The 23,572-nt window shown below is 38.7% G+C and carries 22 protein-coding genes and 1 riboswitch; of the genes, 18 read left to right on the top strand and 4 right to left on the bottom strand.

Annotated elements, in window-relative coordinates:
* The first annotated feature begins 167 nt into the window (after window positions 1–167).
* Window positions 168–1,229, top strand: coding sequence for an S-layer homology domain-containing protein (locus MKY80_RS18580; protein ID WP_089986199.1), 1,062 nt, complete (start codon window positions 168–170; stop codon window positions 1,227–1,229).
* A gap of 71 nt (window positions 1,230–1,300) precedes the next feature.
* On the opposite strand, the gene MKY80_RS18575 is transcribed toward MKY80_RS18580, so the two are convergent.
* Window positions 1,301–1,987, bottom strand: a complete 687-nt coding sequence (locus MKY80_RS18575) for a zinc transporter family protein (protein ID WP_233301568.1) — start codon at window positions 1,985–1,987, stop codon at window positions 1,301–1,303.
* Between the two features lie 228 nt (window positions 1,988–2,215).
* Between MKY80_RS18575 and MKY80_RS18570 the strand changes: the two genes are divergently transcribed.
* Window positions 2,216–3,904, top strand: coding sequence for an FAD-dependent oxidoreductase (locus MKY80_RS18570; protein ID WP_107922452.1), 1,689 nt, complete (start codon window positions 2,216–2,218; stop codon window positions 3,902–3,904).
* Window positions 3,905–4,052: 148 nt separating this feature from the next.
* Window positions 4,053–5,666 carry a GNAT family N-acetyltransferase gene (locus tag MKY80_RS18565; protein ID WP_342530611.1) on the top strand — a complete coding sequence of 538 codons (1,614 nt, stop codon included), beginning with the start codon at window positions 4,053–4,055 and terminating at the stop codon, window positions 5,664–5,666.
* A 60-nt stretch (window positions 5,667–5,726) separates the two neighbouring features.
* Here MKY80_RS18565 and MKY80_RS18560 read toward each other — a convergent pair whose 3' ends face one another.
* Window positions 5,727–6,407 carry a 3-ketosteroid-delta-1-dehydrogenase gene (locus MKY80_RS18560; RefSeq protein ID WP_089986196.1) on the bottom strand — a complete coding sequence of 227 codons (681 nt, stop codon included), beginning with the start codon at window positions 6,405–6,407 and terminating at the stop codon, window positions 5,727–5,729.
* 276 nt (window positions 6,408–6,683) lie between these two features.
* On the opposite strand from MKY80_RS18560, the gene MKY80_RS18555 reads away from it, so the two are divergent.
* The 8 genes from MKY80_RS18555 (at window position 6,684) to MKY80_RS18520 (ending at window position 14,666) form a co-directional block, all read left to right on the top strand.
* Window positions 6,684–7,133: an SACOL1771 family peroxiredoxin gene (locus tag MKY80_RS18555; RefSeq protein ID WP_008179981.1), complete on the top strand. Its 450-nt coding sequence runs from the start codon at window positions 6,684–6,686 to the stop codon at window positions 7,131–7,133.
* Between the two features lie 141 nt (window positions 7,134–7,274).
* The gene (locus tag MKY80_RS18550; RefSeq protein WP_008179979.1) at window positions 7,275–7,910 is read left to right on the top strand and encodes a sugar transferase; all 636 of its coding nucleotides are present in this window, start codon (window positions 7,275–7,277) and stop codon (window positions 7,908–7,910) included.
* Between the two features lie 10 nt (window positions 7,911–7,920).
* Window positions 7,921–9,051 (top strand): glycosyltransferase family 4 protein, encoded by a 1,131-nt coding sequence (locus tag MKY80_RS18545; protein WP_008179977.1) that lies wholly within the window; start codon window positions 7,921–7,923, stop codon window positions 9,049–9,051.
* Between the two features lies 1 nt (window position 9,052).
* Complete coding sequence (locus tag MKY80_RS18540; protein ID WP_342530607.1) at window positions 9,053–10,726, top strand: GNAT family N-acetyltransferase; 1,674 nt, start codon at window positions 9,053–9,055, stop codon at window positions 10,724–10,726.
* Entirely contained in the window at window positions 10,707–11,453 is a 747-nt protein-coding gene (locus MKY80_RS18535) for a hypothetical protein (protein WP_237068862.1), read from the top strand. The genes MKY80_RS18540 and MKY80_RS18535 overlap by 20 nt, the downstream gene beginning before the upstream one ends.
* 4 nt (window positions 11,454–11,457) lie before the next feature.
* Complete coding sequence (locus MKY80_RS18530) at window positions 11,458–12,450, top strand: polysaccharide deacetylase family protein (protein WP_089986193.1); 993 nt, start codon at window positions 11,458–11,460, stop codon at window positions 12,448–12,450.
* 230 nt (window positions 12,451–12,680) lie between these two features.
* Window positions 12,681–13,667: an agmatinase family protein gene (locus tag MKY80_RS18525; RefSeq protein WP_107922456.1), complete on the top strand. Its 987-nt coding sequence runs from the start codon at window positions 12,681–12,683 to the stop codon at window positions 13,665–13,667.
* A 111-nt stretch (window positions 13,668–13,778) separates the two neighbouring features.
* The gene (locus MKY80_RS18520; RefSeq protein ID WP_008179968.1) at window positions 13,779–14,666 is read left to right on the top strand and encodes a 5'-3' exonuclease; all 888 of its coding nucleotides are present in this window, start codon (window positions 13,779–13,781) and stop codon (window positions 14,664–14,666) included.
* Between the two features lie 89 nt (window positions 14,667–14,755).
* On the opposite strand, the gene MKY80_RS18515 is transcribed toward MKY80_RS18520, so the two are convergent.
* Window positions 14,756–15,259, bottom strand: a complete 504-nt coding sequence (locus MKY80_RS18515) for a C39 family peptidase (protein WP_043990671.1) — start codon at window positions 15,257–15,259, stop codon at window positions 14,756–14,758.
* A 59-nt stretch (window positions 15,260–15,318) separates the two neighbouring features.
* The gene (locus tag MKY80_RS18510; protein WP_008179965.1) at window positions 15,319–15,636 is read right to left on the bottom strand and encodes a thioredoxin family protein; all 318 of its coding nucleotides are present in this window, start codon (window positions 15,634–15,636) and stop codon (window positions 15,319–15,321) included.
* 375 nt (window positions 15,637–16,011) lie between these two features.
* Between MKY80_RS18510 and MKY80_RS18505 the strand changes: the two genes are divergently transcribed.
* The 7 genes from MKY80_RS18505 (at window position 16,012) to MKY80_RS18475 (ending at window position 23,409) form a co-directional block, all read left to right on the top strand.
* A complete protein-coding gene (locus MKY80_RS18505) occupies window positions 16,012–18,396 on the top strand; it encodes a 3-hydroxyacyl-CoA dehydrogenase/enoyl-CoA hydratase family protein (protein WP_089986191.1) in 2,385 nt (794 codons plus the stop codon).
* A gap of 52 nt (window positions 18,397–18,448) precedes the next feature.
* Complete coding sequence (locus MKY80_RS18500; RefSeq protein WP_008179961.1) at window positions 18,449–19,621, top strand: acetyl-CoA C-acetyltransferase; 1,173 nt, start codon at window positions 18,449–18,451, stop codon at window positions 19,619–19,621.
* Between the two features lie 242 nt (window positions 19,622–19,863).
* Window positions 19,864–21,648: an acyl-CoA dehydrogenase family protein gene (locus MKY80_RS18495; RefSeq protein ID WP_008179958.1), complete on the top strand. Its 1,785-nt coding sequence runs from the start codon at window positions 19,864–19,866 to the stop codon at window positions 21,646–21,648.
* Between the two features lie 182 nt (window positions 21,649–21,830).
* Entirely contained in the window at window positions 21,831–22,187 is a 357-nt protein-coding gene (locus MKY80_RS18490; protein ID WP_008179957.1) for an arsenate reductase family protein, read from the top strand.
* Window positions 22,188–22,268: 81 nt separating this feature from the next.
* Window positions 22,269–22,649, top strand: coding sequence for a glycine cleavage system protein GcvH (gcvH, locus tag MKY80_RS18485; RefSeq protein ID WP_025116632.1), 381 nt, complete (start codon window positions 22,269–22,271; stop codon window positions 22,647–22,649).
* A 91-nt stretch (window positions 22,650–22,740) separates the two neighbouring features.
* A complete protein-coding gene (locus MKY80_RS18480) occupies window positions 22,741–23,082 on the top strand; it encodes a hypothetical protein (protein WP_025116633.1) in 342 nt (113 codons plus the stop codon).
* Window positions 23,083–23,097: 15 nt separating this feature from the next.
* Window positions 23,098–23,409 (top strand): thioredoxin family protein, encoded by a 312-nt coding sequence (locus MKY80_RS18475; RefSeq protein ID WP_089986190.1) that lies wholly within the window; start codon window positions 23,098–23,100, stop codon window positions 23,407–23,409.
* A gap of 56 nt (window positions 23,410–23,465) precedes the next feature.
* A riboswitch (SAM riboswitch) is annotated at window positions 23,466–23,570 on the top strand.
* Window positions 23,571–23,572: the final 2 nt, after the last annotated feature.

Raw genomic sequence — 23,572 nt, 5'->3', positions numbered from 1 at the left:
TCTTGTTTCCTCTTTGGTCTTTGTTGTAAGTGAAAAAAAGAGTAGTTCTAATATAATAGGACAAAAATAGGTCTTTTATATAATTATTATTGAATTTACATTTTTTTATAGAAATGCTAACTATTGATTTAGTACACTGAATTTATACATCGAAGGAGGAAATAGTAATGAAAAAAATTATGTTAGCGGGAGCACTAAGTATTGTATGTTTTACAGGAGGACTAGGCGGACAGGCATATGCACAGGAAGCAGTAGGTGTTGCAAATAGTATTCATCAAAAGCAAACTGTTGCAGCTACTGATCAATTACAGGCGATGTCCTATCAGGATATTTATAAAATATTGTTGCTATCTAAAGTAGGCTTTGAAAATAATGAGGTCACAATCGTTACAACGAAAACAAATATAACCGTGAAAATTTCACTAGATGCGATTCTTCAATCCTATAAAGATGGTACAAACCTTTATCCAGAAGGAGAAAAAGAGTTTAAGGAAAACTTTGAAGAAATTAAGAAGGCATTCGGTAATGCAATTCAAATTAAAATTACGCAAACTGGAAATGGCTTTAAGAGTGAAATCTATACAGCAAATAAATGGGAAGTAATTAGTGCGGCAGATTTAAATGAAATGTTGCTAGTATTTGCTCGTGCAGATGTGGAGTTAAAGCCAGGTGGGTACTTCAAGGATGCAATTGGACATTGGGCGGAGAGTTATATTCAATTACTCTATCAAGCAGATATTATTAATGGCTCATCTGCCACAACATTTAATCCAAATGGGCAAGTGACTCGTGGAGAATTGGCAGCAATTATTTTCAGAGCATCGGGCTTAAATGTAAATGAAGATTATGAAGGACCAGCTACATATACGGACCTTAATGGTTTTTGGGGTGCGAAGGAAGTAGCCATTTTAGAAGAGTATGGCTTAATTGATATTTACGATGGTAGTCAATTCGAGCCAAAAAAACCTGTTACACGTGAGGAAATGGCATATGTGACAGCAAGATATTTACAAGCCATGGAAGTGGATCTTTCTCAAGTAAGCAGCAACAATACATTTACAGATAAAAATCAAATGCGCAAGGAAACAGTAGAGGCTATTGGCTTATTGCAGCAATTAGGCATTTTAAATGGTACGAATGGTAAGTTTAATCCGAAAGGAAATCTTACTCGTGCAGAGGTTTCAAAAATTCTTACACTTACTTTAATGAAATTAAGTGACGAGGAATAAAAAGAACAAGCAATCCACTTTATGCTGGTGGATTGCTTGTTCTTTGTCTTTTTTCTCTTACAACTCGTAGCTTATTCAACTAGTGTATGGAAAATATAGCTTAGCATATAGCCTAAAATGAGATACATAAAAAAAGCTTTGAACGAGACATACTTAAGTTGATGTAAAATGAATTCAGAAATGCTGGCTGTGGCAATCAAACCTATAGAAATGCCCATTAAGATACCCTGTGCCTTTTCGGGTAAGGCCCAATATTGCCCAAACCAAATAAAAATACTGAAGAAAATAGAAAAGATAAAGAAATAAATAAAAAGTCTCCATAGTCTTTCGCCTTGAGCAATGAGTGCGGTTGATAGAGCAAAACCTTCAGGAACATGGTGAAGAATAATGGAGGCTGTGAGAGAAATACTTAGTGCTGCATTGCCAAGTAAATTACCGACAGTAAGACTAATCGGTATAGTATGAATAATCATGGCAAGGGTTAGTAGAGAGACAGAGGGATTTTGCGCATGAGAAGCATGAAATAAAGTATCTAATAGTTGGAAAATGAAATAGCCAATAAAAATCCCAAGTATAATTCCGAATGATTGATAGATTTGAAATGAAGAAGGAATAATATCTAGAACGAGTAAGCCTACTAAAAAACCTCCGCATAATAATGACAGCCCTTGAGTTGTATGTTGAAATAGCTTAGAGAAAATCCAGGCAATTGCGCCACCTATGCTCACACTGAAAAATAGAAATCCACCAAGTATCATTGCACTCACCTGTAAAATCCCCCGCCTCATCATAAACTTAAAGTCGTTTTTCCAAATATATGCTATGTAAAGTTGAATATGCTTGTAGCAAACTTTCTTGACATGGAATGCCAGCTTTATGTAGGAAAATGGCGAACATATTAAATTGACTGAAAATTAGTTTAATTCTATACTTTTTAATAGAAAGATTATATTCATCGATTTAGCTCATAGGGGAGGAATGGTTGAATGAAGTGGGATGCAAGTTTTGATGTAATTGTAGTAGGCTCTGGAGCAGCGGGATTGACAGCAGGTTTAACAGCAAAATTACAAGGATTAAAATCAGTAGTGATTGAAAAAACAGATCGTTACGGGGGTGCTTCTGCAATTTCTGGTGGCGCCTTATGGATTCCCAATAATCATGTTATTAAAGGTGAAGGTGTCCCAGATTCACATGAACTCGCACGCCAATATTTAGATTCCACAATAGGTGATCGTGTGCCTGAAGCGTTAAAGGAAGCTTATATTACAAGAGGGCCAGAAATGTTGCGATTTTTATACAATAAAACGAATCATATGCGCTTCCGATATGCCAAGGGCTATTCCGATTATTATCCTGAAAAATTGGGCGGTTTGTCGCAGGGACGCTCCATTGAACCTCTTATTTTCGATTTAACAAAAATGGGCTCACTGGCCGATCATATGCGTCGAGCAACTTTATCCACCAAAGGCTTTACGATGAATAGTTACGAGTTTCATAAGGTCAATATGATGACGCGAACATTCAAAGGGAAAACGACTGCGTTGAAATTAGGAATGCGTTTAGTGAAATCCAAGGTGACCAAGAGCGAGCCCGTAGCGCTAGGTGAAGCATTAGTGGCACGTCTACGATTATCACTTGCTGAAGCAAATGGAGAGCTTTGGTTATCAACGGCCTTTAAAGATTTCATCATGAATAATGGAAGAGTTGTTGGGGTGATAGTTGAACGTAATGGACAAGAGCAGCGGATAGAGGCAAAGCGAGGCGTTGTTTTGTCATCAGGTGGCTTTTCACATAATCAGGCACTGCGTGAAAAATATTTGCCTGCTCCTACTAATGCTGCGTGGACTTCTTCGCCTATGGGGCAAACAGGCGATATCATAGCACCTAGTGTGAAAATTGGAGCTACTCTCGATTTAATGGATAAGGTATGGGGAGCACCATCTGTTATTGATCCACAAGGACAACCATTCTTCCTTGTGGCTGATCGGGGCGTTCCAAATATGATGGTAATAGATAGTGCAGGGCAACGTTTTGTCAATGAAGCAGCACCCTATCATGAGTTTGTAGATACAATGTACAAGCATCAGGAGGAGACGAAACAGGCTGTACCTTCCTGGATTCTTATTGATGCTGCTGCTAAAAGTCGTTATATTTTTACAGGACTGTTTCCAGGACAAGCATTTCCAAAAAGCTGGTATGACCATGGGATCGTGAAAAGTGCCGAAACGATTGACGATCTTGCGAGGCAAATGGATGTGCCAGTAGAAAGCTTAGTAGAAACGGTAGATCGTTTTAACACCTTTGCACAGAATGGTCATGATGATGACTTTTATCGGGGCGATAGTGCTTACGATAATTACTACGGAGACCCGACATTACCGAACCCTAATTTAGCAGAGTTCAAGAAAGCTCCATTTTATGCTGTGCGTCTTTATCCGGGAGATATTGGTACAAAGGGTGGATTAGTAGTGGATGAACTTGCTCGTGTTGTGAAAAAGGATGGCCAACCAATAGAAGGTTTGTATGCATCAGGTAATTGCTCGGCGTCTATTATGGGAGAAACCTATCCTGGACCAGGCGCAACGATTGGACCTGGCATGACACTTAGCTATGTAGCAACGACTCATATGGCCCATGCCGTAAACAAAATAGAGGAGCCACTTTTAAAGGTATAGTGTGGACGAAACCAAAACCCTTCCTATTCAATTGAATGGGGAGGGTTTCACGTTGATGGACTATTCCTGTTCTAATACTTTCTTGCTAGGAATATAGTGGCTACTAAATAAGGGATGATGATAACGGAAAAGGGAGCGATTCAGTGCGTTGCTAGATTATAAAATAATCACTTCAATGGAAACGTTAGAGCCCTATCGAAGGACTTGGTCAGGTATACTCGAACGAGAAAAAAATAATAACCCTTTTATTGAATACGAATGGGTGACAACATGGTGGGCAACGCTTGGTATACACGACAACGTAGAAATAGTTATAGTCGAACATCAAGGTAAAGCAGTGGCATTTTTTCCGTTAGTTCATTCTGTGGGGTTTGGTAAAATTCATCACTTTGGTTTTTTAGGACAAGGGTATGCGACTTATATGGAAGTGATAGCAGAGAAGCAATGGCTGGAGCGGGCTATTCATTATATATTAAAGGTGTTCATGCAAAAATATAAGCGTTATTTGCTCGCATTTCATGGTCTAATTGAAAGTAAAGATACTTCCCAACAGCTTGAGAAATATGCGATAGAATACCAAATGCCTTATTCCATATTTCGAACCGTCACATCATTTATAGATTTTCAATCGATGACACTTAATGATTTTTTGAAAAAGCATCGTAAGACGTTTAAAAGTATTAAGCGTTATGAAAAGAAATTAAAACTACTTGGGCACGTCGACTTTCAGGATGTTGGCGTCAGTCATTTTCATGAAATGTTTACGCTATTTACGCGAAGATGGCGCAAGAAATTGGACAAAAGCAGATTTACCGAAGCACAGACTCGATTGTTTTATGAACGTTTGGCTAATGTCTCTAATGAAGCATTTAGAGTCGAGGTTGATAGCTTGCAATTTGAAGGGCATTGGATTGGTTTTACTATTGATTTATGCTGTAGAGATCGTAATTTTTGTCAGGCTATGGGCCATGAGCCTGATTTCAATAGGTTTGGCCCCGGCAGTTTAATAGAAAAGGAAAATATGCTTAAGGCACGAGATTTAGGCTTCCATTACTATGATTTTGGTAGTGGCTATGAGCCCTATAAGTTTCAATGGTATACCGATATTGATTTTACACGAAAATTTATTATGAGTACGAAAGGCAAAACGGAGCGCTTTATTCGGTCATGGATGGTATTACGAGATCGGGTAAAAGGGAAATTAACAAGCAATCACCAGCTTGTGAAATGGAAGAGAGACAGGTTAGGGGAATTATTGTATTTTCTAAAGCATGCTCGAATAAGACAATGGTTCCGAGTAATAAAAGGAGTCCTTCATCGATTCTTAGCTATTCATATAGTAGACATCTATATCGCGGAGCAAAAACAAGATCAAGGATATAGGCCCTTTCAAGAGCTACAAATGAAGGATATTATGACGATGAATGAGCGGCCTGCTTATATAGCGCATTTTTATAAGGGAGATCAATTTTTTGGTGATGGAGATCAAATCGTCTATAGAAGGCACGATCAAATAGCACGCGAAGAAGAGAGTGGCTATACGTATGAGCTATCTGCCAATATGTCTTTTATTCGAGAATATGACACTCAGCTATTAGAGGCAATAGTTGTGGAAGTGCAGCGTGAAGGGCGATCCGTCTGTACGTTAGTTCCATGGTATGAGCGGCGCAGACGACGAAAGCTGAAGCATGCAGGATTTCATAAAGTGGCTCAAATTAACATCGTGAAGTTGTTCAATTGGCGAAAAGAATTTCATTTATAAACAGTAAACCCTCAGTGTTTTCAACTGAGGGTTGTAGTTTAGACATTTTAGTGAATGAGGTTAAAAATGGATACCAGGTTTATCGATTAGCTTACAACCTGTCCCGTATTTTGCTTTTAAAGCACCTTTGAATTGAGTTTGCTCTAACTCAGGGAATGTTTGTTTCCACAGTTCAAAGACATTATGACTGGAAGCTTTTCCGTCCTTTGTAAGTCGCGCAATATGGAAGCCGTATTCATCATTACAACGAGCTAAAGGACGATTTTCACGTACCGTAATAATGCGACCACTTACTGTCATTTTATATAGATCTTCATAGCCTGCAATCGCACGGCTCTCTTCTGTTTCATCAACGGCCACGACTACTTCTTCTGTTTCATCAACGACTACTGCTACTTTTTCTGTCTCATCAACGACTACTTCTTTTACCTCTGATGCTACAGCTTTCTCTTCGACTGACACTTCGTTTTCAGATGCTTGCGTTTCGGCAACGTTGTTTTGAGTTGGAAGCTGTTCTACAATGACAAAATCCTTATTCGATGCTTTATCACTCATAGTTGCCATAACGTTCATAATAGAACCAACATAACGTAATGGCTTCTCTTTTCCTTCTTCAAAAACAAAAATATTATAATCGGTTTTATTCATCTTTTTCATAATAATATTACCTGTTGTAGTAGTAAAACCGATAAACTTGTTCTTTTTAAGTGCCTGTATTGCTTCTTGCTTTGTTAAAATCATTTTAAAATCTCCTAAAGAATTATTTATTCTATTCTACCATAAAATTTGTCACATTGTTTTTTGTAAAATAATAGTTAGTTTTTGTTTGGTAAAGTAAAATATTCCTATTTTAAAACGGTACGCTTATTCGAGCATACTCTTTAGAATGTGGTAGAGTTAGAGACAGCCGTATCGAAAGTGGATGTGCTATTATCGTTCTAGCGTTTTGCTTATCTTTATTGACGGATAACGGCTCGTCTTCTTTCATGGTCATATGTACGTAAAGGAGGATATAAAATGGTTCAGCATAAATTTACAATGGACTTAACTTGGTCGGATGGAAGAAATGGTACGGGAACGATCAATGCTAGCAATCTGAAAACGCAAATTTCTATTCCTCAGGAGATGGATGGACCAGGCATTGGTACCAATCCAGATGAAATGTTATTAGGGGCTTCAGCGACTTGTTATTTAATTACATTAGCTGCTCTTCTCGAAAGATCTGATGTGGCTGTACACGATTTATTCCTACAGTCTGAAGGGTATGTCAGTGTAGTAAATGGTGTTTTTACGTACGAAAAAATTGTTCATAAGCCTACAATAGTATTGGACAATTTAACAGAAAAACTTGAAACGAAAATTGCTCGCTTCGCACAAAAAGCGGAACAAACATGTATGATTAGCAAGGCATTAAAAGGCAATGTAGTAATCGAATGTGATGCCCAAATTTTAGGAGCGTGCATATAATAAGAAAAAAGGAGTTATTCAGCAAGTGCCGCTGTTATAACTCCTTTTTTTCATCTAGAAGCACTTTTCTTAAAATAGTTCTAGAAATGTTCAAAATGAATATATAGTGTTAAGTAGTAAAAAAATGCAAAGGATGGTGAAGTGCACGTTCCGACAACTAAGAATCTCACATTCTATGGTCAGTATGGCAAAAGAATATTTGATATTATCGGGGCATTATTATTACTTTTTATGACAATTCCTCTAATGCTAGCTGTATTCCTCATTTTACTCATCTCAACGGGTCGCCCCATTTTTTTTAAACAAATACGAACTGGCCTCGATCATCACCGCTTTGTTATTTGGAAGCTACGCACAATGTGTATACAGGCAGTTCCAGTCAATATGCCAGCTATATGTACCAATGGTATTCCCGACGACTATTTTTTTAAAGTAGAGCAGGATACACGGATTACCAAAGTAGGTGCTGTCCTTCGAAAGCTAAGTATTGATGAAATTCCTCAGTTGTTAAATGTATTAAAAGGAGAAATGAGCATTGTGGGGCCTCGTCCGGAGGTTCCAACCATAACAAATGCCTATAACAATTTACAGGCCAGGAGACTAGAGGTAAAACCAGGTTTAACAGGTCTTGCCCAGATTAACGGCCGTTCTAATATTTCCCATGGACAAAAAATTTCATATGACATTGAATATGTGGATCATTACTCCTTTTGGATGGATGTCCAAATTGTTTTGAAAACTCTTTATGTAGTAGTAGCAAGAACGGGTGCCTATTAAATGATGGGGAGTGGCCGTACTGAAAATTGTTCAGCTCATTACACGAATGGATAAAATCGGTGGAGCGCAAAAGCATGTGGAATCTTTAGCGATCCAGCTCAAGCAAGATGGTCATGAAGTGACTGTCGTGACAGGCTCCTATCAGCCATCCCTTTGGCGCTTACAAGAGGAAAAAATTTCAGTTATTCCTATTCCAGCTATGCAACGTGCTATTCATCTAACAAAGGATTTCCAAGCATTTTTACAAGTAAGAACCGTCTTCAAAAGCATACAACCTGATGTGGTTGCCACACATTCCTCCAAGGCAGGTGTGATAGGTCGTATAGTGGGAAGTTTACTGCGTATCCCAACTGTTTTTACCGCACATAGTTGGAGCTTTACAGAAGGTGTTCCTCAAAAGAAACAGGTGCTTTATTATCGAATGGAAAAATCAGTTCAACGATTCACCACAAAAATTATAACGGTATCTGATTATGATCGGGAGCTAGCCCTCATGAAAAAGGTTGCTCCAGCTCATAAACTGCTAACTATTCATAATGGTATTGCCCCAATAGACAGTCATTCATCAACAGAAAAGACCTATATGGAGCAGCCAGTCATAGTGATGGTTGCTCGTTTTGAAGTGCCAAAAAGACAGGATCTATTGCTGGAGGTATTAGCAGAACTGACAGATGTTCCATGGCAGCTTCAATTGATTGGAGATGGTTCTCTACGGCCAGCTTTAGAAGAATTTGTTGCACAGCATAATTTAACAGATCGCATAACATTTTTGGGGGATCAATTCGACGTACACAGCTATTTGGAGAAAAGTGATGTGTTTGTTTTGTTGTCAGATTGGGAGGGTTTGCCCATCTCTATTATTGAAGCGATGCGTATAGGTCTCCCTATAGTTGCAACAAATGTTGGTGGTGTTAAAGAGTTAGTGGTGGATCATGACAATGGTTTTTTAGTGGAGCGTGAGGATAAAGAATTATTGAAGCAGAGGCTCCACCATTTATTAATGGATGCTACCTTAAGTAAAAAAATGGGTAATGCGAGTGAACGACGTTACTTACAGCATTTTACGTTTACTCCGATGTATCAAAAAACATTAATGGTCTATCAGCAAGCTGTTTCAGAACTCGTAAAGAAAGGGGATTGAATTGCAATTAATACGTATTAGAACAGATGATGAGCTCATGTGGTACAAGGAAATTTGGGATGGCATTTTAGAGGAAGAGGACAATGATAATCCATTTATTGAATTTGCTTGGTTTTATAATTGGTGGCAAATAGTAGGGCGTAAAGAACGAGTAGAGCTCTTCGCTGTGGAACATGAAGGAATCATTTTGGCCTTTTTCCCCTTTACGGTGACTAGGCGATGGGGGATTAGGGTGTATACCTTCGCAGGTGAAAGTATTGCCAATTATACAGGGGTTGTTGCCAAAAAAGAATGGTTAATGGACACAACGACCTTTGTGTTCGATGAGCTTCTTAAAAAACATCGGCACGTCATTTTTTCACTGCACGGCTTATTGGAAAGTAAAGAGTCTACTAAAGTCATCGAACAATATTTCGTGGAAAGACAGTTACGAATAAGTATGTTCCGTGTGGTCACTCCATATCTCGCTTTTTCCGAGGTAGACTTTCCTCAACATTTCCAGCAACGCCGAAAAATGCATGGTGTCGATCGGCGGGAAAGAAAGCTCCGGAAGCTAGGCACATTAACAAGAAGAGTCCCTGCACAGGACGAGCTATGGCAAATGTTTCGATTATTTGATCGACGATGGGCAAAAAAACTGGATACGAGTGACTTTACAAAAGGGAAGAAAAGAGATTTTTTTGAGCGCTTAACAATGCTTCATGGGGAGGCGCTACAAGTAGAGGTCGATGCACTTGTCTTTGAAAATCAGTGGATTGCTTTCACATATGGACTTTATTGTCGTGGACGCTATGTAACCTATGCGCTTGCTCACGAACCGACATTTAATGTATTTGGTCCGGGACGTATAGTCAATCAGGAATCTATTCAGCGAACATTCGCGGCTAATTATCGCCTATTTGATATGAGTATTGGCTATGAGCCTTACAAATTTGATTGGCGTACGAATATCGATTTTACTAGACGAATGCTTGCCAGTGGCGGTACGAGACGTGCGAGGCTAGTGACAGGTTCATTGCTACTAAAGGAGCGGCTTAAGGAATATGTAAAAAGTAATCAGCGATTTGTAGATTGGAAGCGTAACAAACTTGGACGATTCCGCTATTTAGTAAAGTATGGAAAGCTTAAAGATTGGCTAGAATATGGACAACAATTCGTAGATAGGTTTATTCGTTTGAAGCAAGTGGAGCTCTATGAATTATCTCCAGCAGAGGATGTGTCACCACAGCAACCTGTGGGCAACTTATTTGAGGAAATGACTATTCAGGAAGCGATGCAGCTTGATCAGGAAGAAGTCATTGCTCTCTATTATAAAGGATACATCGTTTATAAGGATTCCTTTGCGGAAACAAATAAACCAGCATTCGCGTTACACGCTACAAATTGGCGTGTCGATTCACTGCAAATAGTAGAAGCGTTACCGAAGCAAACTTATTTTTTAGACTATGATATGTTCAAGCAAATCGATATTATCACGGCCTATTTCAGAAAAATCAAAACTGGACAAACACTGTGGGTAACGGCAAGCTTTTGGCAATGGCGAAAACGGAAGCGCTTAGCACAGCTCGGCTATAAACCTATTACTCGAATAAAACATTATAAAGTAGCTCGTTTTGAGCGACAACATGTACAAAAAAATACGGAGAGTGGGGGCGATGTTCATTCTGTCCATTAAAAGTAAGCGGTGGAATATTGCGATGCAGCATTTTTATTTTCTAGAAAAGCCAGCCAATGTTCGAAAATCCATGAAAGTAATAGGCTATACAAATTCTCTTGTCCCAAGTCGAAAGCTTGTTAAAAGTGAAACGATTCATATCGATCTTCAAGGGCATGAGCTGTCATTGTACTTAGCACTTTCTGAAGGAAACCGTAAAATATTACGACGCGCACATAAAGAATATTATCAAGTTATTTTATATAAAGAACCTTCTGTCGAAAACTTACGAACTTTTCAGCAATTTTATAATCATTTTGCTAAAAGAAAAAAGCTTGAGGGTATGGGTAAATCTCAAATGGATACGATCATGCTTCTCAACAAACAGGGAGCATTATTATTATCTGAAATTCAAAGTATTTGTGGACAAACATTAAGCTATCGACTGGATATTGTACATGAGAATAAAGCAATGTCTTATTATGAAGCAACTTGTGCGGCATCAGCCATATCTCCACATTTAAAGAGACCACACCGCTATGCCAATCGTTTTTTAATCTGGCATAATCTTCTTCATTTTAAGGAGCAAGGTTTTGTTTTATATGATATGGGTGAATTAACCGATAATCGGAATGTACGTGCATTCAAACTAAGCTTTGGTGGACAGGTTGTCAATGTTTACTCAGGCTACATTACCCAATCAAAAATACGCGCACTGCTACTAGGCGTGCAAAAATGGAGGAAGTAGCAACATGAATGGTGGGGGTCTCGTTATTTCATTAGATTTTGAGCTGAAGTGGGGCGTCCATGATGTATTTCGATATGGACAATACAATAAAAACCTATATGGTGTACGAAAAGCCTTGCCCGGCATACTTGCGTTATTTGAGCAATATGACATTCATGCAACTTGGGCGACAGTCGGACTCTTGTTTGCAGAATCAAAGGCTGAAATGGCTCATTATTTACGAGGTATCCCTGTTAAGTATGACAATATGCGCTATGCAGCACATAGCCAGCTAGCTAAAGTAGGCGAAAACGAACAAGAGGACCTCTTACATTTTGGTAAATCTTTAATAGAGGAGATTAAACGTACACCACATCAGGAAATAGGTAGCCATACCTTTTCTCATTATTATTGCTTGGAAAAAGGTCAAACAGAAGCTGCCTTTTATGCAGATTTAGACGCGACAAAGACCATAAGCGAGGGTTATATTTCGCCAATGAAGTCCATGGTTTTTCCAAGAAATCAAGTGAATAAGGACTATTTTAAAGCATGTGTAGAAGCGGGCTATGTTTGTTACAGAGGAACTGAAAATCATCCATTGTATGATGCTCAAAAGTTTACGAAAAAAGGTAGACTTTTGGGAGCGAAAAAATGGCTTGATAGCTATATCAATCTTACTGGCCATCATATGGCAACGTTGGAGGAAATGCGGGGCGAGCAACTGATTAATATTCGTTCAAGTGCCTTTTTAAGACCCTATTTTCGTCCATTTCACGTATTCGAGGGCTCAAAGGTAAAACGCATAAAGGAAAGTATGCTCGAGGCTGCAAAGGCTCAGGCTTTTTATCATTTATGGTGGCATCCTCATAATTTTGGGAAGAATACAGCTAAAAATTTAGCCATGCTAGAGGACCTCTTACGTTATTTTCAAGAATTACGTAGTCAATACAATTTTCAAAGCTATTCCATGTATGAGGTAGCTGAACTTTGTGAAAATCACTTCAAACAACAAAAGTAGCATCGCCAACTCATAGTGAAATTTGAAGCAAACTGATTTCTAGTTTGCTTTTTTGTGTTTTCCATAGAAAATTTAAAAGAAAAGAGGAAAAGAGAAAAACAATGACGAAGATGAATGTACGAATGGTACTATTAGATAGAGAGAAGATTGGGTAGGACATTTGAGGGGCATGTGAAAAAATATAGGTTAATTTAACTTGAATAGAAAAGATATAAAGGTGGTAGATGTATATGTTTATAGAACCGGAATGCCAATGGAAGCAAGAGAATGGATCGGCCATGCATCAATGGATTAAGCAGCAAACAAACCCAAACCCAAATGATGTGGATATAGTTGTGTATGGAGCTCTGTTATCGTATGCAGGAGAAGCATCTGCAAAAGCGCAATATCCAACTGCGTTTCGTAAAGTATGGCCTAGCTTCCAATCATATAACTTAGATGAGCAAATAAATTTACGTGCACTATCAGTCGTTGATATTGGCGATGTGGCGATTCATGAACAAGATAGAATGCTTTCTGAATCTGCGATCGAGGCGGCGGCAGAAAATTTAAGTATAGCTTTTCAAAAAAGCTTTACTTGCTTGATTGGGGGAGACCATGCCATTACCGCATGTTCATTAAAAGGAATAAAAAATGCCTTTCCGCAGGACCGTATTGGCATCATTCAAATTGACACACACTTAGATGCAAGAAACCAAGAGGAAATTGGGCTGGCTCAAGATTCTCCGATCCATCAATTGATTGCCTCAGGGATTGTGGAAGGGAGACATATCTATAATGTCGGATTGCATGGTTTTTTCAATTCCCCGGAAATGATTCATTATGCAAGAGAACAGGGCATTCATATGATTACATTAAAGCAAATGCGACGTGATGGTATTCAGCTCACAATACGTGAAATGTTACGTCAGCTTATGTATGAGGTTGATCGAATTTATGTTTCAGTGGATCTAGATGCACTTGATATTATGTTTGCACGAGATGTCCCCGCTGCCACACCAGGTGGTCTAACAGCCTATGAATTATTTGATATCCTCAAACTTATAGGTGAAAATGAAGGGGTTCGCCATATTGATTTTGTTTATGCAGATCCTAAGGAAGGAACGCTGCGTCCAGAAACCGTTAAAATTGGTGTAACGGCATTTTTACAATGGCTAACAGGTATTCAGCTAGATCATCGCAATCGCATCTCAAAAAAAGGAAAAGTGACGTTATAAGTAAGCATATTGCCGTGTATTGACAATGCTCATTGTTGAAAGTTTGTTATACTATTCAATAGGTATCAAAAATTTATACAAACTTGTACGGTTATGGAGAGGAAATTTATAATGACAACAAAACCAAAGCTACTGATTGTTGACGGTATGGCATTGTTATTCCGTTCATTTTTCGCTTCGGCTGCCATGGGTCACTTTATTCGCTTGGCGGATGGGACACCAACGAATGGAGCACAAGGCTTTGTACGACATGTACTAACTGCGCAATCTTTAATGAAGCCAACACATATGGCAGTTTGCTGGGATATGGGGGCGCATACATTCCGCAATGATTTATTTGATGGCTATAAAGCAAATCGCCCAGCGCCACCGGAGGAAATGTTGCCTCAATTTGATATGGCAAAAAATTTATCCCTACAAATGGGCTGGCAGAATTTTGGTGTGAAGGGCATGGAGGCTGATGATTTAATTGGCTCTATGATTACCAAATGGCAGGACGAGGCTGAAATTACTGTGATTAGTGGAGATAAAGATTTACTTCAACTTTTGAGACCCTCTACAGAGATTGCCTTTATGAAAAAGGGCTACACAGAATATGATATTTATACACATGGACGTTTTAAAGAGGAGTATAGTATTGAGCCCGCGCAGTTTGCACAAGTAAAGGCTTTTATGGGAGATACAAGTGATGGTTATCCAGGCGTTAAAGGTATTGGTCCTAAGCAAGCACTCACATTAATTCAAACATATGGCTCGATTGATAGTGTACTAGCGTCGCTCGGTGAATTAAAGCCTGGTCAACGAACTAAAATCCAAGACCATATAGATATGCTGAAATTATCGCATGAGCTCGCAACGATTCAAACCGATGTGCCTATTGAAGCAGACCTTACAAGTCTCATATTACCAAACTATGAGCCGCACATATTTAAAGAGATCGAAGAGAGTGGCTACACGCTTATTGCCAAGCATGCCCGTTCTTTGTATTCGCTTATTTAATCAATCATCGCAGAGTATAGTCATATGCTCTGCTTTTTTATGGTAAGGAGAAGAATAGAGAGCAAATAGTAGGCGATTCGATATTTGCTCTAGTGAGGGGCCATTTTTACAAAGGACAATACTTTTTCGTTGTGTTGATAGAGTGCCTGACGAATGATGCTATCACGATTTGCTGTACCGTTATCATGAAAAATTAAGTTTAGCTGATCATTTCTAATGTCATAGCCAATTAGCGGTACCCAATGATAGGCGAAAGTAGAGGTTTGATCTCGCCAACGAAAACTAAAATAACGATCAAAGCGCATAGCAACAGGACGCCCTGCATCAATTTCCTGTAAAGCTTCTTTTAATGAACAAGTACGAACATCCCATGATGGATATAATCGGCGTAAATTGCGAATCAAACGCCATTTGAACAAACCAATTTTTGTACTACCAAGCTGTTTATAAAGCTCATTAATCGAAGGAGCAGTTCCATTCAAATAATTTAACATAACGTGTATGGTAGTAGGGCCACAAGCAGAATTACGATAGTTAGCTGCAATCGAAGCATCGTATTGTGATTTTCCGAGTAGCCCCAATTGTTGGCGCATAATGGTATCTCCTTTCAAAAAGAGCTGCATTTCATGAAGAAATGCAGCTCTCATTATTGTTATTGTTGAGCAGATAAAAATTCAGTTACTTGTTGAGGTGTTTTTGCATTGGCACTGTGTAAGTGAGCAAGCTTTTCACCGTTTTGGAAAATTAATAAACTTGGGATGCCCATTACATCATATTTGTCTGCAATTTCTGGAAGCTCGTCACGGTTTAGCTCATACCAATCAAATTGGTTATACTCTTCAATGATTGGATCGATGAACATGTTCATACGAGTACAGTCTGGGCACCAGCCAGCGTAAAATTTCACTAGTACTTTTTGGTTGCCATTGATTAATTCATTAAATTGTTCTGCAGTAGTAATTGTTTTCATTAAGTATTCACTCTCCTTGCTTACCATTCTACACATTTTTCGCGTAACCTGAAAGTTTTCTGTTTGGCTGTAGTCATCGCTACTTATTGTCTTCTTTTAGCTCGTAAACGACAAAAAAAGATGTGTATTGCAAAAATAATTCTTGAAAAAAGATTGCTAAATTAGACAAAATAATCTACACTAAAAACAGAAAAGTAGTTTTATCTTCATTCATTAGCAATGTTTTGAAATGGAGGTAAACCTTAGTTGTGCTTGTTGAATTTAGTAAATATTCATTCAGCAGAGGGACAAAAATCCACTAAGGTACACTTGATATTTTTTTGACTAAAAAATGAATGGCTATTCATTCAATGGAAGAATAAGGGGGAATTGCTTGTGACTTATAACATTAAAAAAGCTGCCGTTCTAGGTTCTGGGGTGATGGGCTCTGGAATTGCAGCGCATTTAGCTAATATCGGTATACCAACATTACTATTAGATATTGCACCGAAGGAACTAACGCATGAGGAAGAGGCAAAAGGTCTTTCCTTAGAGCACCCAGCTGTAAGAAATCGTCTTGTAAACGGAGCTTTGCAAAAGTTATTAAAGCAAAAGCCAGCACCACTTACTTCTAAGAAAAATTTATCACTACTAACGGTCGGCAATTTTGAAGATGATTTAGGGAAACTAAAAGATGTAGATTGGATTATTGAAGTTGTTGTAGAAAACTTACCTATTAAACAAAGTCTGTATGAAAAAATCGATGCTGTTCGTACACCTGGAACAATTATTAGCTCAAACACATCTGGGATTAGTATTAATGCGATGGCAGAAGGACGTTCAGATGATTTTAAAAAGCATTTTCTAGGCACACACTTTTTCAATCCGCCTCGCTATTTAAAACTATTAGAGGTGATTCCAGCTGATACAACTGCACCTGAAGTAGTAAGCTTCATGAAAATATTTGGTGAAGATGTGCTTGGTAAGGGCGTTGTGCTTGCAAAGGATACACCTAACTTTATTGCTAACCGCATCGGCACTTATGGGTTACTCATCACGTTACAGGAAATGCTAAAAGGCGGTTACTCAGTTGGAGAAGTAGATTCCGTGACAGGTCCGCTAATTGGTCGTCCCAAATCGGCAACGTTTCGTACGCTCGATGTTGTTGGATTAGATACATTTATTCATGTAGCTAAAAATGTCTACGATCAAACAACAGGTGAGGAACAACAGGTATTTGCTGTCCCAGAATTTTTGCAAAAAATGGTCACGAACGGTTGGCTCGGTGCCAAATCAGGCCAAGGTTTCTTCATAAAGCAAGGAAAAGAGATTCATGAAATTGACCCAACGACTTTGGCCTATAGTCCAGCGAAAAAATTAAAAACACCTTCCATTGAAATGGCGAAACAAACTCGTGGATTGGCTAATAAAGTGAAGGCTTTAACATATGCAAAAGATCGTACAGGTGAATTATTATGGGGAATATTTGCTCCTACATTAATTTATTCTGCTCAGTTATACGGTGAAATTGCAGATGATATTGTAGCTATTGATAATGCGATGAAATGGGGCTTCGGCTGGCAACAAGGACCATTTGAAATTTGGGATGCTATTGGCGTGAAAGAAGCTGTAGCAAAAATGGAGGCAGAAGGTCGAGAAGTACCTGCCTTTGTAAAAGAGATGTTAGCAAATGGGTTTGAAACTTTCTATTCAGATATAGATGGTGACTTGGCTTACTATAATGGTTCGGAGTATGTCAAAGTGCCTGTTAATGAAAAGGAAATTGATTTAAAACGATATAAGAAAAAACATGGCGTAATTAAATCCAATACAGGTGCTAGTTTAATAGACTTAGGTGATGGAGTTGCATTATTAGAATTCCATTCTCAGTCGAATGCTATTGGTTTAGATATTATTCAAATGATAAATTTTGCAATTGACGAGGTAGAAGCTAATTATAAGGGCTTAGTTATAGGAAACCAGGGGAAAAACTTCTGTGTTGGAGCAAATCTAGGAATGATTTTAGTAGAAGCACAGGATGATAATATCTTTGAACTAGATTTTGTCATTAAGGCATTCCAAGATGCGATGCAAAAAATTAAATATTCACGTAAGCCAGTTGTGGCGGCACCGTTTGCCATGACATTAGGTGGCGGCGCAGAGGTTTGCTTACCTGCTGCACATATTCAGGCAACGATGGAAACATATATGGGCTTAGTGGAAGTAGGCGTTGGGTTAATTCCGGGCGGCGGAGGTAATAAAGCCCTTTATCAAAAATTCCTAAAGGGTCTACCAAATGGTGTTGAAATAGACTATCAACATATTGCAAATAAAGTATTTGAAACAGTTGCGATGGCGAAGGTTTCAACATCTGGTGAGGAAGCACGCGAAAATAACTTCTTAAACTTCGTAGATGGGATTTCAGTTAACCAAGATCATCAATTATATGATGCGAAGCAAGCGGCTTTAGCACTTTACGAAGCAGGCTATCAACCACCTGTACCAACAAAAGTTCCTGTGGTGGGTGCATCAGGCTACGGTACATTACTCATGGGTGCGCAAGGTATGTATGAGTCTGGCTTTATCAGTAAGCATGATTTGAAAATTGCTAAAAAGCTAGCATATGTTATTGCGGGTGGTAAGGTTCCATATGGCACATTAGTCGATGAACAGTATCTATTAAACTTAGAGCGTGAGGCATTCCTTAGCCTCGTTGCAGATCCACTTTCACAGCAAAGAATGCAACATATGCTGCTAAAAGGGAAACCACTTCGTAACTAATGGACGGACGAAATAGACAAAACTTGCACATGAAACAAAGGGGGATTATACGATGCGTGAAGCCGTTATTGTAGCAGGAGCACGAACTCCAATTGGAAAAGCAAAAAAAGGTTCTTTAGCAACAGTAAGACCAGATGACTTTGGTGCTGCCGTTGTCAAAGAAACATTAAAAAGAGCAGGCTATGAGGGACCGATAGATGATTTAATTTTAGGCTGTGCTATGCCAGAAGCAGAACAAGGGATGAATGTAGCTCGTAGTATCGGTGCACTTGCCGGATTGCCAGATACAACTCCGGCTCTAACCATTAATAGATTTTGTTCTTCAGGTCTACAGGCGATTGCCTATGCAGCTGAACGAATTATGCTAGGGCACTCAAAGGCTATTCTTGCCGGTGGTGTCGAGTCAATGAGTATGGTGCCAATGGTGGGGAACACACCCCGCTTAAATCCAACTTTAGCAGAAACAGCTCCACAATATTATATGGGAATGGGGCATACAGCTGAGGAAGTAGCTCGACAGTACAATGTAAGTCGAGAAGATCAAGATGCATTTGCTGTTCGTTCACATGAACTTGCTGAAAAGGCGATCAAAGAAGGTAAATTTAATGATGAGATTGTACCAATAGAAGTGGAACAACATTATGTTGACGAAAACAATAAGCCACAGGTTAAAAAATTCACTTTCAGTATGGATGAAGGTGTACGTCCTGGTACATCGGTTGAAGGCTTAGCGAAGCTTCGTCCAGCTTTCCATGTGAAAGGGAGTGTGACGGCAGGGAACGCTTCTCAAACTTCCGATGGTGCAGCAGCTGTATTGGTGATGGATCGCGAAGAGGCTGTCAAGCAAGGTTTAACACCAATGGCAAAATTCCTAGGCTTTGCAGTAGGTGGTGTACCACCTGAAGTAATGGGAATTGGTCCAATTGTGGCGGTACCAAAAGCATTAGAAATTGCAGGTTTATCAGTAGATGCTATTGATCTATGGGAAATCAATGAGGCATTTGCATCCCAATCCTTACAGGTTGTTCGTCATTTAGGCATTGACCAAGATAAGGTCAATGTGAATGGTGGAGCTATCGCATTAGGACATCCACTTGGTGCAACGGGTGCTATTTTAACACTAAAACTTATTCATGAATTAAAGCGTCAAGGCAAGAAATATGGTGTAGTAACTATGTGCATTGGTGGCGGCATGGGGGCTGCTGGAGTATTTGAAATTCTATAATTTTCATTAGATCAGCTTGAGGTGTACTGTTTCCGGTTGCCTCCGAGCATGTATATGTCAAGCTTTTCTATATATGTTTGTCTTCACTCAGCAAAAGGTTTGTAGCGTCAGAAACCTTCTCTAATATGACTGGAGAAGATGCTGAATAAAGATTAAGCCTCTAGCAAATATCACAGATTTTGAAGAGGCATCATTCAATAGGGGATTAGACTATCAAAATAGATATATTGGGAGGAATTTATATGACTGAAAAAACAACGGATTTCATTAAAGGCGGCGGATTTTTAATTGAAGATGTGGAATTAGATCGTGTGTTTACACCAGAAGATTTCACTGACGAGCATAAAATGATTGCCAAAACAACAGAAGAATATGTAGCAAATGAAGTTTTACCTGTAGTTGAAAATTTAGAGCACCACGAATTTGAGCATTCAGTACGTCTCCTTAAAAGTGCTGGTGAATTAGGCTTGCTAGGAGCAGATGTTCCTGAAGAATACGAAGGACTAGGCTTAGATAAAGTTTCTTCAGCATTAATTGCAGAAAAAATGTCTGTAGCAGGTGGTTTCTCCATCACTCATGGTGCACACGTTGGAATTGGCTCATTACCAATCGTGCTATTTGGTGACGAAGATCAAAAGAAAAAATATTTACCGAAGCTTGCCTCAGGTGAATTAATTGCTGCTTATGCATTAACAGAGCCGGGATCAGGCTCAGATGCTTTAGGGGCAAAAACAACTGCGAAACTAAACGATGCAGGCACACATTATATTTTAAATGGTGAAAAGCAATGGATTACAAATGCAGGCTTTGCAGATGTGTTTGTTGTTTACGCTAAAATTGATGGCGATAAGTTCACTGCCTTTATTGTTGAACGTGCATTCAAAGGTGTTTCTGTGGGTCCTGAAGAGAAGAAAATGGGAATTAAATCTTCATCTACTCGTACACTAGTGTTAGAAGATGCAGAAGTGCCAGTAGAAAATTTATTAGGTGAAATTGGTCGTGGGCATGTCATTGCCTTCAATATTTTAAATATCGGTCGCTATAAACTTGGGGTTGGAACAATTGGTGGATCAAAACGTGCATTTGAGTTAGCAGTACAATATACAAACCAACGTCAGCAATTTAAAACAAAGCTTTCTGACTTCAACCTTACAAAAGAAAAATTATCAACGATGGCTTCTCAATTGTATGCATCAGAATCCTTAAACTATCGTACTGTTGGTTTATTTGAAGATCGTTTAAGCCAGCTAAGTCCAGAGGAGCAAAAGGAAGGAAAAGTGATTGCAGGTGCTATCGCTGAGTATGCGATTGAATGCTCAATTGCTAAAGTATTTGGATCAGAAACATTAGATTATATTGCAGATGAAGCGGTACAGTTACATGGCGGTTATGGCTTCATGGCTGAATATGAGGTAGAGCGTATTTACCGTGATTCTCGTATTAATCGAATTTTTGAAGGTACAAATGAAATTAATCGCATGATTGTACCAGGTACATTTATGAAAAAGGCACTAAAAGGTGAGCTGCCACTATTACAAGTTGCGCAAAATCTACAGCAAGAGCTTCTGATGTTAATGCCGGAGGATATCGGTACAGAGCCACTAGCTCAGGAAAAATACTTAGTGAAAAATGCTAAGAAGATTGCTGTATTAGCGGCAGGCTTAGCAGCACAACGCTTTGGTGCGAAGTTAGATCAAGAACAAGAAGTTTTAGTGAATATTGCCAATATCGCTAATCAATTATTTGCAATGGAATCAGCTGTATTACGTACAGAAAAAGCGATTGCTCGTGATGGCGTTGAAAAAGCACATCAAAAATTGCTATACACTCAAATTTTCTGCCAAGAAGCATTTGCTGAAATCGAAAAAGAAGCAAAAGATACAATTCTTGCTTCCGCAGATGGCGATGCAGCACGTATGACTTTATCTGCATTACGTAAATTAACACGTAATAATCCATACAACCTAATTACGAAGAAACGTGAAGCATCTGTGAAATTAATTGAAGCAGAAAAATATATCGTTTAATCGTATGAAAAACGCTAGCTATCCGCAAATGGGTAGCTAGTTTTTTTATTCCAGATAAATTTATGAAAGTAACGGATAAAAATACAGAACCGATGGATAGACTTACGAAAATGAGCGAAGATCCACCATTCTAAATGATTATGATGGTATACTACAGAAAAAGACAGCAGAGGAGCATTTTTATGACGATTCAATTTTTCCATTATCCAAAATGTACAACATGTAAAAAAGCACAAAAGTGGTTAAATGATCATGACGTTTCCTATGAAGAGGTACATATCGTAGAGCAGCCACCAACAAAGGATGAAATAACAGCTTTATGGCAAGCAAGTGGACTACCTTTGAAGAAGTTTTTTAATACTTCTGGCATGAAGTATCGTGACCTTGGTTTGAAGGACAAGCTAGCTGATATGACTGAGGAAGAACAGCTTAAGCTACTTGCTACGGATGGTATGTTAATAAAACGTCCCATCGTAACAGATGGAAAAAAAGTAACTTTAGGGTTTAAAGAATCCGATTTTGAGCAAGCTTGGTTATAACCGTTTTTATCCTTGTTTTTATAGGAGAAGTATGGCACACTGAAAGTGAATATATTACATAATTATGGAGGGGTTTTTTGCATGAGCACACCGAAAGACTTACGTTACTCTGAAGAGCATGAATGGGTAAAAGTAGAAGATGGAAAAGTACGTATTGGTATTACGCACTTCGCACAATCTGAATTAGGAGATATCGTTTTCGTTGAACTTCCACAAGTTGGCGATGAAATCAAAACAGATGATCCATTCGGTAGCGTAGAATCAGTAAAAACTGTTTCTGAATTATATGCACCAATCTCAGGTACTGTAGTGGAAGTAAATGCAGATTTAGAAGATAGCCCAGAATTCGTTAATGAATCACCATATGAAAAAGCATGGATGATCGTCGTAGAGCCTGCTGATGCATCAGAAGTTGATAAACTTATGACAGCAGAACAATACGAAGAGATGACTGCAGAATAAGACAAGCCATAATCAAAAAACGTCGGAAACTACCGGCGTTTTTTATTATATAATAATGTATAAGTGGATATGTCTAAATGGAGGTGGCGTAATGTTCGATGGGAAATGCTTGATAGTAGAAGGACGCTCAGATAAGCTACAAATTGAGCCGATTTTGAACGAGAATGTTACAATACTATGTACGAATGGAACAATTGGAGTGCATCAATTAGAGGAGCTAATAGACCCCTATGAGGGCTGCGAGCTATTTACTTTTTTTGATGCTGATACTTCAGGCGATAAGCTACGCGCTTTAATGGACAGACATTATCCGGAAGCGGAGCATTTACGTACAATGCCGACATATAAGGAAGTAGAAACGACACCAAGAAAAGTGTTAGCAATGATTTTACTGCGTGCGCATTTCTCCATCCATAATGAATATATTTTATAAGGTTGCGTGAACTAAATGGAAGAATGGTCAAAAGAGCAGTGGGAGTCGGCTTTACAGTCGGGAGAAAAAGCTGCGTTTTATTTATATACACCGATGTGTGGTACTTGTGCAGTGGCATCGAAAATGATGTCAATTGTAGAACAACTATTACCTCACCTAAAACTAGGGAAAGCAAATATTAATTTTTTGGAGCAAATTGCTATTGAACATCAAATTGAAAGCGTCCCATGTTTACTTGTGTGTGATGGCGGCAAAGTGACAGAAAAGATTTATGCTTTTCAATCCGTACCATTTTTGTACGAATTGTTAAAAAAATCAATTGACTGAACTTTATTAGCGTGGTAAAGTAACAAATATATTACTAAAACATTAAATATATCGAACTCTTATAAAGAGCGGCGGAGGGAAGTGCCCTATGAAGCCCGGCAACCATCACATAGTGAAAAGGTGCCAAATCACTCAAAGATTTTTTCTTTGAAAGATGAGAGAA

This window comes from Lysinibacillus sp. FSL R5-0849 (genome assembly GCF_038595075.1).
Classification (GTDB): domain Bacteria; phylum Bacillota; class Bacilli; order Bacillales_A; family Planococcaceae; genus Lysinibacillus; species Lysinibacillus fusiformis.
The sequence above is the reverse complement of the archived record's forward strand: the minus strand, read 5'-3'. Positions and strand labels throughout refer to the sequence as shown.